The organism is Parabacteroides sp. CH2-D42-20 (assembly GCF_003670185.1).
Taxonomy (GTDB): Bacteria; Bacteroidota; Bacteroidia; order Bacteroidales; family Tannerellaceae; genus Parabacteroides; species Parabacteroides distasonis.
On sequence record NZ_RAYG01000002.1, the window covers coordinates 145,453 to 158,497 of the forward strand.

A 13,045-nucleotide genomic window follows, 5' to 3' on the forward strand; every position below is an offset into this window, starting at 1 on the left:
GGCTATGCGGTTATAAGAATTGCACGTCTTTCCAAGTCTTGAATAGTAGTGCCTTTTTTAAAAACACGCCTTGCAATCAGGCTTTTTAATTCCTGTTTGGAATAGACTTTGGGGACACCGGCCACCATCAAAACGATGTACTTGCGTTTGCTCACTTCTGATAATTCTTTTGCCATCTTAACGGCTCTTTTTACTCTGTAATTCAGAATGATTTCTTTGAATAACTTAATCATATTACCATGAATTTTTAGGGCTCCGGCGCATGCCAAAGCTGGGTTGATACTCTTGTACTCTTGTATATTTTTGCAGGATATAAATAGCCCCTTCGTCGGCGTCCGGTGCATCGTCGTGTGTCCGGCTTCCTTTTTCGATTGAAAGGGTCTGTTCTATCCCGGCCAACATATCGGGATCGTTTTGCATGGCTTCGTTATAAAAGACAAAGCCACGCTCCCAAAGGGGCGAAACAGCTTCGATACGGCCGAATTTATCCGGCTTTTTACGCTTGTCGGCCTGTATGGGTAATTGGTAGCCCCGTAGCTTTCCTTCCGTTGTAAATTCATCCAAAAGAATGTCCTGAAGAAAATTGGCTTCAATGTAGTATTCGCAAATAACCCCTTCGGGCAAACTTTCGTGCAGGTCGTAGAACCAGCGTACCATTTCCGACACGCTGCACTGGCGAACAAATGCTTTGATGTGATGCAATTCTGTACCAATCTTACCCCATACTTTTATCGCCTTGTAGTCGTTTTGCGTTGAACCTTTAAAAGACGGGTCGCAATAAGCCACGATTTTGTCGTACCGGTCAAGCGGAAACATCTTTTTAAACTTAATCCAGTCTTTGCGAAAAACCGAACCTTCCTTTATGGGGTTATTCATGTATTCTTTTTCAAATGCCCTGTACCCCATAAATTCACGTTTGGCCTTGATACGTTCTGCCGTCCAGTATTCCGGCCAGGAGGGCTTGCCGTTTTTATCCAGTACATTCACCTGACTGACGAATACGCCTTTTGACGCCGCGATATTAGCCAATACGCTGCATTTGCTGATAAGGTTGCCCACCATAATAAAACGGCCTCCTTCCGCCCCAAAAGCCCCGAACAAGGCTTCCTTTACCCATTCGGTAATCTTTCTAACGCGGGTATCATTTTCACACAGTTCGTCGTCGTCGAGGTCGTCAATAACGATGTAATCCGGGCGGCGGTTCCGGTAGCGAAGCCCGCGGGGGCTTTGTCCGCGGCCGCGGGCGAAGAAAGCGACCCCGTTGCGGGTTACAAATTCACCGTCTTGCCAATTCCCGGCATTGTATTGCGCCCCGAAGTCGTGAATATACCGTTTGTTGTATTGTAATTCCGCCTGTATATCCCCGAGCAGCGTTTTTGCGTTATCTTCGGACTTTCCAACCAATACCATTACGTGTATCTGCCGTTGTTTTTGACACATCAGCCACATAGGTATCATTACGTCCATGTGTGTGGATTTGGCATGCCCGCGTGCCCACTTGAATACAGCTTTTAAATCGCGTGTTTTTAATATCCTCTTTGCGGCTTCTATGTGGAATTTTGCGGATTGTGTTACTTTTCCCGTTTCCCTGTCCGTGCAATAATGGGGATAATAGTATTCGACAAAATAGGCATAATCTTTCCGGGCACGCTCGATACGTGCGATTTGGGTTGCTTTTGTTTCGGCGGCATTGACGGTAGACATGTTTTGTATCGTTTCCGACAACTGTTTCCACCTTTCCTGTGCCTGTTTTAAAGTGTTAGTTGCCATTGAATAACGATTTGTTGTTTCCTATCTGTTCGCTTAAAAACATATCTTGATAACGGTTCATAGTCTTTACTAAATCCGTCGTTAATTCCTTATCAACCTGCATACGGACAACCAGCCATTCATTGTATGCGGTTAACACTTCCAAAATGGTAACGGCATTTGTCTGTTTATCCAGCTCTTTTATAGAAGCGGATAGTTTTGCCATTTCATCAAAAGACATATTGCCTTCTTCCAGTTTGTCGTTTGCCTTTTGCATCATTTTGGTTACAAGTTCTTTCCGGGTGATACTTTTAGCCATACGCATGGTGTCCCAACCACCGTCGGAAACCCATTTGTTTATCGTAACGCGGCTAACCCCGACCTTTTCGGCCACAAGTTTTTGCGTGTCGCCATTCAGATAGTACAGGCGAGCAAGTTCTTTGCTCTTTTCCAGTTCCTTTTTTGACATAATTATCGCTTTACTTTTGGGCAAAATTGTAAAGTATGGATGGGCGAGGCAATTAAGTGTGAAACGCTTTCCATCTATTATAAAATGCTTTCACACAAGTGCGTAACGGTTGCACACTTTTTTGTGCGGACTATTTTAGGGGGTTATGTTTGCACCGGATAAAGCGCAGAAATGCAGTAATAAAAACGATGTAACATGTAGCAAATGGCAAAGCGAATAATTATAAGTGATGAGTCCGTAAACTGTTACGGAACGTGGGTTAAAACCGATGGCGTTGATATTTCGCAATACGAACGCAATCCTGTGTTGTTGTGGATGCACTGGCGCGGTATTATTATCGGCTGCATCAAAGATATAAAAAAGGAAGGCGACAAAATCACCGGCGAACCTTACTTTGATGAAGTACGCGATGAAAGTAAACTTGCAAAGCAGCAATGGGATAAGGGTACGTTAAAAATGGCTTCCGCTAATTTTGAGGTAACAGAAACCAGCGACGCGCCGGAACTGATAAAGCCGGGCCAATACCGGGCAACTGCTACACGAAGCAAGCTAATTGAAATAAGTATGGTTGACATAGGCGGAAATGACAACGCTTTGCCGCTGGTACTCACTTTTAAAGGTCAGGAACTAAAACTGGCGGCCGGTGAAAATTCGGACGGTCTGCCATTACTCACTAATATCAACAATCAAAAAGACGAAGAAAAGATGGATCACAAAGCTATCGCCCTGAAATTGGGGCTGCCGGAAACGGCCGGAGAAAATGAAATTCTTTCTTCTATTGACCTGTTGCTTGGCTATAAAACGACCAACCAGCAATTACAACAGGAGAAAGAACAATTGCAGTTATCCGCCATTACTCAAACGGTAAAAGAAGCTACGGCAAAACACTTGATTGTGCCGGAAAAGGAAGCGCATTTTATTGAATTGGGTAAAAAGGTAGGTATTGAAAGTTTAAAATTGACTTTTGAGTCTATGACGCCCATTCAAAAGCCGATGAACTTGATTGGCCAGCCGTCAGGCGGTTCTATGGCGTTGGACTATAAAAAATTGTCTGATGTTCCGGCGGATAAGATTGAAGAAATAAGAAACAACGACAAACCTACTTATATGAAGCTGTACCGGGCTGAATATGGTGTGGATTGCCCGAATTACTAATCAAAAAAACAGGTATTAAATGAAAACAGGATTTAAATTATTTTCCCGTGTGTTGGTTTGCGCAACTATGGGGCTTATTCTTGCCGGTGCAGTTGGTGTTCCCGCTTCTGCCGGTGCGGCCACTGCCGTTGGCGTGTCCGCTTTAGCGGGAAACTTTATGCCCAAAGGGGCTGCCTGCGCCGGTGTGCTTACGGAAATTTGGACAGGTGAATTGATTAAAACCCTTCGTGCGGGTGATGTTGCCACCTTCTTGGATGGCATTCCAGATTATAGCCAATACGCCGAAAATGATGTTATTCACATGGTAGATGTAGGCGGCGACCCTGACGTATTAATCAATAATACGACTTACCCTATCGCCGTTCAGGAAATTTCAGATGTTGATGCGGTGTTCAGCTTAGATAAATTCCAGACTAAAGCGACCCCGGTAACAGACGACGAACTGTATGCTTCCTCTTACGACAAAATGTCAAGTTTGAAGGACCGCCATGCTGATGCAATCAAAGTCTCTAAATATGCAAAAGCAATTCACGCCCTTGCGCCGGATAAGAAAACGACAAAAACACCTGTGTTGAAAACAACCGGCGAAATAGTAGACGGCGGGGAAACGGGCCGGCGCAGATTACAGGTTGCGGATATTATCGCACTGAAAGATGCCTTTGATAAAGCGCAAATACCATTGCAGGGCCGCCGTTTGGTATTGTGTTCCGACCATGTGAACGATTTATTGCTGACAGACCAAAAGTTCAAAGACCAATATTATAACTATACGACCGGTAAAATATCCAATCTGTATAGTTTTGAAGTCTTTGAATATTGTGCCAACCCTGTATATAAGGCCGATGGAACAAAGGTCAAGTTTGGAACTGCTGCCGGCGCAAATGAATTTCAGGCTTCTGTCGCTTTCTATACAAAGCGTGCTTTCAAGGCTTCCGGTTCCACTACGATGTATTACAGTGAGGCAAAAACCGACCCGCTGAACCAGCGCAGCCTTGTAAACTTCCGCCACTACTTTATCGTGCTTCCGAAAAAGAAAGATGCGATGGCGGCTATCATGTCCGAATATGTGGCGGCAGTAGGAGGTTGATAAATGACACCACGCGGAATAAGGAACAATAACCCCGGTAACATCCGAAATTCGGATGCTACCGATTGGCAGGGTGAGGTAAAAAAGTCGGAAAAGAAAGATAATGCTTTTGAGGAATTTGAAGATATGGCGCATGGCTATCGTGCCCTGATCAGGTTGCTTCAAAACTACCGTAAAAAGCATGATTGTAAAACGATCGCGGACTTTATTAGCCGGTGGGCTCCGAGAACAGAGAATGACACGGCCGCGTATATACAAAGAGTTTGCCGCGAAATGCAAGTCGCTGCGACCTATGTGCCGGACGTGAACGACAAAACGACCATGTGCAGCTTTGCGGCGGCTATCAGTCAGGTAGAAAACGGCGTTCCGGCCGTGCGGGCTGATGTATATGCAGGCTGGGATTTATTAAAGTAAACCTAAGAAGTCAGGATGGAATTGTCTGGAATAATTTCGTTGGTCGCCGCAATCATATCCGCACCGTTAAGCGCGTGGCTCACGGCTATATTACTGCGAAAGAAGTATGACGTGGAAGTCGAACAACTTCGGGCGCAAGTAAAAGCCTCAAAGGCGGAAACCCGCGGCGATGAACTGGAAAATGTAAAAAAGGCAATGGCCATCCTGATGGAAGAGGTGGTCGAGCCGCTAAAAAAAGAAATAAATGAAATACGGAAAGAGTTGGCGCGGTTTCGCCGGGCCGTTGAAAAAGTTAATACTTGTCCCCACGCTGATATTGCTTGTCCTGTACGTGACGAGTTGCGGCACGCAGAGAAATGCGAAGGGCACGCCCGCGAACCTACCGGATAATCTTGTAACGGAACGACTGGTTCCGGTTTATTTGTCGCCTGATTCGGCACTTCTTACAGCCCTGTTTGAATGTGACAGCAATAATCAGGTTGTAATGAAGGCTTATAATGAATTGAAAAGCGCAAGTGTTGAAAGTAACCTTTCTTTTGATAATGGCAAACTTGATTACAAGGCTAACGCCAAGCGTGACACGATTTATATACCGGCAAAAGATTCTATTATTTATGTGCCACTGCCCGTTCCCGGCGATACGGTCTATACCAACCGGCTTACATGGTGGCAGCAGACGTGGATATACATAGGCAGATTGTTTGCGGTTATCCTTTTGATCAAGTATCTGCCTTTGCTTTGGAAGGCTATTTTAAAACTATTAAAACGCAATTAGAATGGCAAAAGAAAAACAGGGACAGCCGGAAGTAACACCGGTTCCCATAACAGAACAGGAACCCGCCTTTTTGGCTCAATATCGGGCGGCATACCCGGAATGTTTAAAATTTCATGTGGCCGGTGATAACTTGGTATTCCTGTCGCACGAATACGATAAAGCCGTTTCTCACCAAAAAACGGTGGGAAAAGGAGAGTTAAAAACTTATTAATTTTTGAAAGCATGAGTTTACCAAATGTAAACATAGTTTTGGGTAACGGTAATATTGGTACGGTAACCCTTTCTGACGATGGTATTTCCGGGCTTATTTTGACCGGTCAGGCCGTAGAGGAAAAACTTACCCTTAACAAAGTGTACGTTCTTTCTTCCAGCAATGACCTGTCGAAATACGGCATTACCAAAGAAAACAACCCTTTGGTCTATAAAGATGTGGCAGCCTTTTATAAAGCGGCCGGCGATGGTGCGGAATTGCATTTGCTTGTAGTAAGTGAAGCAAGTACGCTGACGCAAATTTGTTCCTCTGAACCCGGTTCGCCCCTTCAAAAGCTGATTGACTCCGCGGCTGGACGTATTCGCCTTGTAGGTGTTAATCGTAACGCTCCGGCTTCTTATACGCCTACGGTTGAAAATTGCATTGACAAAGATGTTATTACTGCCGTCGATGAAGCGCAGTCGGTTGCTAAGTCGTACATGGGTAAAATTGCCCCCTTTGTTATCCTTCTTCCGGCCATTGGTTGGAGCGGTGAAACCGAAGGTTTGTATCAACCGAGGGAAGGTAGTTATAATTGTGCGTCTATTGTACTGGCTTCGGATGGTAAGTATGGCGAAAGTAAATTGTATTCGGCCGCAATCGGTCAAGTTCTCGGACGTGCGGCCACCTGTGCGGTTAATATCTCCATTGGCCGCGTCAAAGATGGCAGCATTGCCGCAACGGGCTATTTGACCGACGGAAAAACGCCACAGGAAGATTACAGCCTTTGGAATATCCTGCATGATGCCGGCTATATCTTTTATCGTACCTATATCGGAAAAAACGGTTATTACTTGAATGATGATGCAACGGCAATCGCAACGACGGACGACTACCACCGCCTTTGCCTTATCCGCGTTATTCAAAAAGCTCTTGTTATCTGTTACAAAACGTACATTGATGAAATTTTGGACAGTATCGAAGTAGACCCCGAAACCGGACAGGTTCCAAGCCCGATGTGTAAGTATTACGAACAGTTGCTTACACGTGCGGTTAACACCAATATGGTAGGTGAAATCTCAGGATTTACCGCCTATATTGACCCTAAACAGGATTTGATCACTTCCGGCAGGCTGAACGTTCAGGCAAAAATAGTGCCTACAGCCCTGCTGAAAGAAATAAACGTGGATTTAGCATTTAACAACCCCTATAAAACAAGTGAATAATGGATAATTTTAATTCAAAAGAATACGCTTGGATTGATGTGACGCTTGTTATGCTTGGTAAACCTGTTACCGGGCTTCGCGGTATTGAATATAAAATGAAGCGACAGAAAGAAGCCCTTTTCGCCACAGGTAAAAAGGCTCGTGGCATTCAGCTTGGGAAAAAGGAGTATGAAGGTACTATTACTGTTCTTCAATCCGAATTGATAGCCATGCAGACAGCCGCAAAGGCGAAAGGGTATGACGATGTTACCGACTTGGAATTTGATGCTATTGTGTCCTATGTTCCTGAAAGCGGTGTTGTGCAGACCGATAAGATAGTAAATCTATCTATTACGGAAGCCCCATACGGGATGAAAGAGGGTGATTTGTTTCAGGAAATTGCGCTCCCGTTTATTGCCTGTGATGTAGAACCGAATGTTGTATAATAAAAAAAAGAACAATGAACGAAGAAAAAGTAATTACAGAAGAACAGATTGAGGCATGGAAAAAGAAACATGGCTCGGTGTACAGTGTAACAGTTGACAGCAAAACGGCCTATCTGAAAAAGCCCGACCGCAAGGCGTTGAGTGCGGCTGCCGTACTTGGGAAAACCGACCCGATGAAGTATAATGAGGTGCTTTTGAATAACTGCTGGCTTGGTGGTGATGAAGAAATAAAAACTAACGACGAATTATTCCTGGGCGTTTCTTCAAAACTGGCCGACCTTATCGAAATAAAGGAAGCCGAGTTAAAAAAATTATAAGCCGAACAAACGTAGCAGACAAGCCCGGATGGATGTTTTTAGCCGATACCCTTATCCGGGCTTATTTGCACATGAATCCCGAAGAACTCACGGATGAAGAATGGGCGCATCAAATAGCGATGGCCGAATGGGTTAAACAAGATTTAATGGTTAGCTTATGGCGAACAAAATAGAGTACATATTCAGCTTGCAGGATAAGATTTCCGCGAAATTGGGTGGTATTACAGCCACTTCCGACAAAACGGTAACAGCCCTTTCCGGTGTACGTGAAAAGGTTGCTTCTGTCGATGCTGTATGCAAAGATACGGGTAAAACCGTAGGTTCGCTTAAAATGAAAGTTGATGCGCTTCAGGCGGAAAGGGAATGGATACCGGCGGATAATTTGCCCGCCATACGCGAGTATAACAAAGAAATTTCCCGGTTGACAAAGGAGATTGATGCGCTGGAAACGGCCAGTGGCGGGGGCAAATTTAAGAAATGGGCTTCCGACGCTTTCGAGGCCATACCGGGTGCAGGTCTTCTTAAAAACCCGCTGGTTACCGGAATGGCGGCTATCGGGTTTGCAGGTAAAGCCGGAATGAGTTTTGACGAAGGCATGGCGAAAGTGAATATTACCGCACAACTGGATGAAGCTGGATTGTCTGACCTGAAAAAGAAACTTAAAACGATTGCGGACGACAATAAAACAGATGTTGTTTTAGCACCTGTCGGGTTTGAGCAGATAAACTCACAGCTTAACGATGTTGATTTGTCACTTTCTATTTTGGATGCTTCGTTAAAAGGCAGTAAGGCCGGTTTTACTCAATTAGACACTGTTTCCGCCGCACTGGCTCAAACCCTGTCTATTGTCGGCAAAGAAAATACGACGGCCGCGGAAGTCTTGGATACATTCTTTGCGGCTAAGCGTGTGGGGGCCGGTGAGTTTTCCGACTTTGCCCGGTATATGCCGAACCTGATTGCGGGCGCGTCGAATTTAGGAGTAGCCTACAAAGAAGTTGCCGGAACATTTGCCTATATGACGGGGAAAGGGCAAAGCGCAGAACGTGCTGCCGTCCTGATGGAAAATGCGTTTTCTATTTTGGGGCGTGGCGAGGTACGCGACAAGTTGGCAAAATCCGGTGTAAAGGTGTTTGATGAAGCCGGTAAAATTAGAAGCCTTGTGGATATTTTCTCCGATTTGCAAGGCGTTATGGCCGGATTGAATGATGAACAAAAATCTTCCTTCCTTGAAAAATTGGGAATGGTAGATAAAGAAGCAAAAAACGCATTCGCTATTTTGACCTCTGATATTACAAAGTATAACGCATCTATGAAAGATGTTGTTAATTCTTCCGGAGAAACCGACAAGGCTTTGGAATACTCACAAAACAGCGTACAACGATTAACAGAGGTTTGGAACAAATTCAAGAATATCGGTGTAACTGTTGGCGAAATAATCCTGCCGGTTATTAGTGCCGGGTTGAGTGTTGCCGATGTGGTGTTGACCGGCGTTTCTTCTACTCTTAATATTGTGGTTGGCTTTTTTTCTTCTTGGTATTCATTACTTCGGGAAGGGAACCCGCTTGTTGTTGGCCTAACGGCTGCTTTAGGTTTTTATACTATTGCGATGGGAGCAAATTACGCCACTACTCAAAAAGCTGTCATTATCGGCGGTATAAAAAAAGTAATGGATATTGCGCAAACCGCTGCAACATGGGGGCTGACGACAGCGCAATGGGCGTTAAATGCGGCGTTCTATGCTTCTCCCTTGGGTTGGGTTGCTTTGGCGATAGGCGCGGTTATTGCGGCTGTAACATATTGTTGGCAAAAATTTGAGGGCTTCCGCGTCGCTATACTTGGCGTGTGGGGTGTGATAAAAGAATTTGGGGCTACTTTATTGGATAGCGTTGTAAAGCCATTTAAGCAGGTGCTTTCCGGTATTGGTGGGGTTTGTTCGGCTATTGTAAACCTTGTAAAAGGCAATTTCAAAGAAGCGGCCGCCGCGGCTAAGGATGGTTTTAAAAATATTGGTGAAGGCGTGTTGGGTGCTAATCCTGTGTCAATTTTGTACGATACGGCCCAGAACGGCAATTATTCGCAGGCGTGGGAGAAAGGCAAACAGGCCGGGCGTGATAGTTGGGTCGCGTCCCAGCAAAAGACGGATGATGTATCAACGATGGATAAACTTCTTCCAACGCCCGCACAATTACCGGAACCGGGTAATATGCCGGGAACGAACTTTAATGACCTGATGGCTAAATTGGGGAAGGACAAGAAGGGCGCGAAAGCCAAAAAAGTTCTTAAACTTGATGATGACGTGAAAAACCTGAACGAAACGGCTGTTTATACGGCTGTTACCCGGAAGCTGGCCCCGCTTACAGTCAGCCTGAAGCCGACAGAAGCAAAAGAGCGGGTAACGGACAAGGTATTACCCGCCGGCAATGTTATTGACGCAAAAACCGCCTTTGCGGCTAAAGCGGACGACCGTACGCAAAGTTATGAGCCGGAAAAGGAAAATTACCTTTCTGATATTCTGTCGAATGTTCGGAAAATTGCGGCGGCTGTTATGCTTCCTTTGGCGGTTACCCTTTCTTCACCTGAGGTAAAGGGGGCGGAACAGCCCGTTGTAAATTTGGCTTCTCCTGAACTTGTAGCGCAATCCCCGGCCGTTCAGCTTGGCGGCCCGGTGGTAAATGTGCCGGAATTTCCGAAGGTTCCCGTTCCTGATGTTTCTGTTCCACCGGTAAATGTTCCCCCAATTGTAAGCCCGGCTATTGAATTGGATGAACCGGTAGTAAATGTGCCGGAATTTCCGGCGGCTTCCGTTCCTGATGTAAAGTTACCCCAGCTTTCCGATGCTTATTCCATGCCGGAAAAAACAACGGAAAAAAGCAGCTTTATATCTGAAAACACCACTACGGTAGAAACCGGCAAGACGGTGCATGTAGGAAAGGTTTGCGACAGCGTGGTTATACATGTCGCAAATACGGATAATAAAGGAAGTGAAACCATACGTGCTGAAATTATGCGCGTATTAGACGAATTGGCAGAAGGATGAGTAAATTTAGTTTAGGCGGCATATTGGCCAGCTTTATAGGTTACAAAGGTATTCCTTACCCCGGCGGTTTTTTCCCCGATAAGCCGCCGCGGTATAAGGGTTCAGGCTATGAATACCCCGGCGATGCGGCTTCGGAAAAGACTTATTCCGATTTGGGTAGTGTTCTCAGGAAGAAAGACGCACAGGGCCGGTGGTATTTTATGCCGGTGGTGTTGGAGCACAAAGGTAAGGAATACGAAATACCGAATGCCGTTATTTCCATTAACGGAAAAAAAACGATTGTGGAAACTGCGATGGTTGGAAGGAAGGGGACGGTCAAAGAACTTATATCGGTAGATGATTACGAAATAAACATTGCCGGTGTGGCTTTGGACAGTGATTTCCCCGACAGCCAGATTGCAGAATTGAACGACCTGTATAATATCAATGAGGCGGTAACATTGAAATGTGCCCTTACAGATATTTTTTTAGAGGAAGAAGATAAGGTTGTTTTAAAAAGCATCGACTTTCAGGAAATGCGCGGCTGTGAAACGGCGCAAGTCTTTAAAATGAATTTAGTTACAGACCGTGGTTTTGAATTGATACTTGAATGATATGTTTGTTCTATGTGCAGAAATAAAAATCGGTGGCGTTTCTTTTAAGAGCGTTCACAATGTGGAGATAAAGCGAAGCCTTTACAGCCTTGCCGCAACGGCAATTGTAAAGGTTCCGGTTACCGCTGTGCTCAAACATGCCGGTGAACCGCCTACGCACATAGAAACGGCGCAGACGGTCAAGGTGGGTGATAAGGTTGAAATTAAGCTGGGCTATGACAATACGTTGAACACCGAGTTTGTCGGGTATGTAAAACGGCTTAATTATAAGGTTCCGCTTGAAATTGAATGCGAGGATGAATATTACAGGCTGCGTTTTGTAAACTGTGTTTTCAGTAAAAAGGAAACGACGTTAAAAGACTGTTTGAATACCGTTCTAACAGGTATAACATTCGGTAATGTGGTAGACCTGACATTAAAAAACTTCGTAATAAATAATAAACCCGGTTCATGGGTTCTTGGCTACCTTAAAAAAGAATACGGCCTGATCGCCTACTTTGATATAAACGGAAAGTTATACGTAGGAAAGGCTAACGATGTCAAAGGCGAAACGGTAAAATACCGGCTTCGTGAAAATGTAATCAGCGACGACGAACTGAAGTACCAACTTGCCGAAGATGTAAAATTGAAAGTCAAGGCTGTTTGCTATTACAAGGATGGTACGAAAATAGAAGGCGAATTGGGCGAAGATGGCGGCGAACAACGCACATTTTACTACTATGACGTAAAAGACGCCGGCGAATTAAAAACGCTGGCGCAGGAAGAATTAAAGCGGTATTCTTTTGACGGCTACCGTGGCAAAATTAAAACATTCCTGTTTCCCTATGCGCTTCCCGGAATGGTTGCAAGTATTGAAGATAAAGTATATAATGAACGAAGCGGCGATTACTTCATTGAAACGGTAGAAGTACAGTTTGGAACCGGTGGCGGTCGTCGTGTCGTTGAATTAGGAATAAAAGCATGAGTAAGGAACTTGAAGAAATACGACGAAAATTTCAAGGCGTGTTCGGTAATGATGGAGACGCCGTTTTTCAGGCTGTTGTTACTGAAGTGAACGAAAATGAATTTACCTGCACCGTCCGCCGGGATGAACAGGTTGATTTCTTCGATGTCCGCCTGCGCGGGTTGGTTAATGCCGATTTGCAGGGCTTTGCCTTCATCCCCCGACTTCAAAGCGTTGTGCTTGTGTGTCGCATCGGAAAAAGCAACGAACTTTTTGTTTGCTGTTTTACCGAAATAGACAAGGTTATATTTACCGGCAATGATTTAAAGCTGGCGGTTGATTTGGATAATATCGACATAAAGAAAGGTGATAAAATAGCCGTCCATGTTGATAAGGAAAAGTTGGAAGTGACAAACGACAAAGTCAATGTATTGCATGAGGGTTCGGCTTTGACGGTTACCGCGGAGAGTACGACCGTTAAGACTTCGACCGGTGGGGTGACAATTACCCGCGGCGGTTCCGGCCTTAAAAAGACACTTGATGATATGCTTACGGCTATTCAGGCGTTAACCGTCCCAACGCCGCATGGTATATCGGGAACTCCTGTCAATGCGGCAAGGTTTGCCGCGATACAATCAGATTTGCCAAACTATTTAGAAGGATGA

General features: G+C 45.0%; 15 protein-coding genes. 12 read left to right on the forward strand and 3 right to left on the reverse strand.

What is annotated here, in order from left to right:
- Nucleotides 1-2 precede the first annotated feature (2 nt).
- From D7V92_RS02235 to D7V92_RS02245, 3 genes are read right to left on the reverse strand one after another with little or no spacing between them, the layout of a single operon-like run.
- The gene (locus tag D7V92_RS02235; protein WP_057327593.1) at nucleotides 3-233 is read right to left on the reverse strand and encodes a hypothetical protein; all 231 of its coding nucleotides are present in this window, start codon (nucleotides 231-233) and stop codon (nucleotides 3-5) included.
- 1 nt (nucleotide 234) lies between these two features.
- Nucleotides 235-1,770 carry a hypothetical protein gene (locus D7V92_RS02240; RefSeq protein ID WP_057327592.1) on the reverse strand — a complete coding sequence of 512 codons (1,536 nt, stop codon included), beginning with the start codon at nucleotides 1,768-1,770 and terminating at the stop codon, nucleotides 235-237.
- Nucleotides 1,760-2,218 (reverse strand): hypothetical protein, encoded by a 459-nt coding sequence (locus D7V92_RS02245; RefSeq protein WP_057327591.1) that lies wholly within the window; start codon nucleotides 2,216-2,218, stop codon nucleotides 1,760-1,762. Before D7V92_RS02245 ends, D7V92_RS02240 begins: the two co-directional genes overlap by 11 nt.
- Nucleotides 2,219-2,422: 204 nt before the next feature.
- Between D7V92_RS02245 and D7V92_RS02250 the strand changes: the two genes are divergently transcribed.
- The 12 genes from D7V92_RS02250 to D7V92_RS02310 all read left to right on the forward strand — a co-directional run bounded on the left by D7V92_RS02250 (nucleotide 2,423) and on the right by D7V92_RS02310 (nucleotide 13,045).
- Complete coding sequence (locus D7V92_RS02250; RefSeq protein WP_121772185.1) at nucleotides 2,423-3,373, forward strand: hypothetical protein; 951 nt, start codon at nucleotides 2,423-2,425, stop codon at nucleotides 3,371-3,373.
- Nucleotides 3,374-3,392: 19 nt separating this feature from the next.
- Nucleotides 3,393-4,460, forward strand: coding sequence for a hypothetical protein (locus D7V92_RS02255; RefSeq protein WP_121772186.1), 1,068 nt, complete (start codon nucleotides 3,393-3,395; stop codon nucleotides 4,458-4,460).
- Nucleotides 4,461-4,463: 3 nt separating this feature from the next.
- A complete protein-coding gene (locus D7V92_RS02260) occupies nucleotides 4,464-4,874 on the forward strand; it encodes a structural protein P5 (RefSeq protein ID WP_121772187.1) in 411 nt (136 codons plus the stop codon).
- Between the two features lie 244 nt (nucleotides 4,875-5,118).
- On the forward strand, nucleotides 5,119-5,649 hold the full coding sequence (locus D7V92_RS22010) for a hypothetical protein (RefSeq protein ID WP_158598873.1): 531 nt from the start codon (nucleotides 5,119-5,121) through the stop codon (nucleotides 5,647-5,649).
- 1 nt (nucleotide 5,650) lies between these two features.
- Nucleotides 5,651-5,860 carry a hypothetical protein gene (locus D7V92_RS02275; protein WP_121772189.1) on the forward strand — a complete coding sequence of 70 codons (210 nt, stop codon included), beginning with the start codon at nucleotides 5,651-5,653 and terminating at the stop codon, nucleotides 5,858-5,860.
- Between the two features lie 11 nt (nucleotides 5,861-5,871).
- On the forward strand, nucleotides 5,872-7,065 hold the full coding sequence (locus D7V92_RS02280) for a DUF2586 family protein (RefSeq protein WP_121772190.1): 1,194 nt from the start codon (nucleotides 5,872-5,874) through the stop codon (nucleotides 7,063-7,065).
- Nucleotides 7,065-7,490, forward strand: a complete 426-nt coding sequence (locus D7V92_RS02285) for a hypothetical protein (RefSeq protein ID WP_057327584.1) — start codon at nucleotides 7,065-7,067, stop codon at nucleotides 7,488-7,490. The genes D7V92_RS02280 and D7V92_RS02285 overlap by 1 nt, the downstream gene beginning before the upstream one ends.
- A 14-nt stretch (nucleotides 7,491-7,504) precedes the next feature.
- Entirely contained in the window at nucleotides 7,505-7,807 is a 303-nt protein-coding gene (locus tag D7V92_RS02290) for a hypothetical protein (RefSeq protein ID WP_057327583.1), read from the forward strand.
- Between the two features lie 157 nt (nucleotides 7,808-7,964).
- Nucleotides 7,965-10,844 (forward strand): phage tail tape measure protein, encoded by a 2,880-nt coding sequence (locus D7V92_RS02295; RefSeq protein WP_121772191.1) that lies wholly within the window; start codon nucleotides 7,965-7,967, stop codon nucleotides 10,842-10,844.
- Complete coding sequence (locus D7V92_RS02300) at nucleotides 10,841-11,437, forward strand: DUF6046 domain-containing protein (protein WP_121772192.1); 597 nt, start codon at nucleotides 10,841-10,843, stop codon at nucleotides 11,435-11,437. The genes D7V92_RS02295 and D7V92_RS02300 overlap by 4 nt, the downstream gene beginning before the upstream one ends.
- Nucleotide 11,438: 1 nt before the next feature.
- Nucleotides 11,439-12,401 carry a hypothetical protein gene (locus tag D7V92_RS02305; RefSeq protein WP_121772193.1) on the forward strand — a complete coding sequence of 321 codons (963 nt, stop codon included), beginning with the start codon at nucleotides 11,439-11,441 and terminating at the stop codon, nucleotides 12,399-12,401.
- A complete protein-coding gene (locus D7V92_RS02310; protein WP_121772194.1) occupies nucleotides 12,398-13,045 on the forward strand; it encodes a hypothetical protein in 648 nt (215 codons plus the stop codon). Before D7V92_RS02305 ends, D7V92_RS02310 begins: the two co-directional genes overlap by 4 nt.

Excerpts from the sequence above, each read along its gene's own strand:
- D7V92_RS02245 (WP_057327591.1), bottom strand. The coding sequence starts at position 2,218 with ATGTCAAAAAAGGAACTGGAAAAGAGCAAAGAACTTGCTCGCCTGTAC.
- D7V92_RS02275 (WP_121772189.1), top strand. The coding sequence starts at position 5,651 with ATGGCAAAAGAAAAACAGGGACAGCCGGAAGTAACACCGGTTCCCATA.
- D7V92_RS02300 (WP_121772192.1), top strand. The coding sequence starts at position 10,841 with ATGAGTAAATTTAGTTTAGGCGGCATATTGGCCAGCTTTATAGGTTAC.
- D7V92_RS22010 (WP_158598873.1), top strand. The coding sequence starts at position 5,119 with ATGAAATACGGAAAGAGTTGGCGCGGTTTCGCCGGGCCGTTGAAAAAG.
- D7V92_RS02285 (WP_057327584.1), top strand. The coding sequence starts at position 7,065 with ATGGATAATTTTAATTCAAAAGAATACGCTTGGATTGATGTGACGCTT.
- D7V92_RS02295 (WP_121772191.1), top strand. The coding sequence starts at position 7,965 with ATGGCGAACAAAATAGAGTACATATTCAGCTTGCAGGATAAGATTTCC.
- D7V92_RS02280 (WP_121772190.1), top strand. The coding sequence starts at position 5,872 with ATGAGTTTACCAAATGTAAACATAGTTTTGGGTAACGGTAATATTGGT.
- D7V92_RS02290 (WP_057327583.1), top strand. The coding sequence starts at position 7,505 with ATGAACGAAGAAAAAGTAATTACAGAAGAACAGATTGAGGCATGGAAA.
- D7V92_RS02235 (WP_057327593.1), bottom strand. The coding sequence starts at position 233 with ATGATTAAGTTATTCAAAGAAATCATTCTGAATTACAGAGTAAAAAGA.
- D7V92_RS02310 (WP_121772194.1), top strand. The coding sequence starts at position 12,398 with ATGAGTAAGGAACTTGAAGAAATACGACGAAAATTTCAAGGCGTGTTC.
- D7V92_RS02250 (WP_121772185.1), top strand. The coding sequence starts at position 2,423 with ATGGCAAAGCGAATAATTATAAGTGATGAGTCCGTAAACTGTTACGGA.
- D7V92_RS02305 (WP_121772193.1), top strand. The coding sequence starts at position 11,439 with ATGTTTGTTCTATGTGCAGAAATAAAAATCGGTGGCGTTTCTTTTAAG.
- D7V92_RS02260 (WP_121772187.1), top strand. The coding sequence starts at position 4,464 with ATGACACCACGCGGAATAAGGAACAATAACCCCGGTAACATCCGAAAT.
- D7V92_RS02255 (WP_121772186.1), top strand. The coding sequence starts at position 3,393 with ATGAAAACAGGATTTAAATTATTTTCCCGTGTGTTGGTTTGCGCAACT.
- D7V92_RS02240 (WP_057327592.1), bottom strand. The coding sequence starts at position 1,770 with ATGGCAACTAACACTTTAAAACAGGCACAGGAAAGGTGGAAACAGTTG.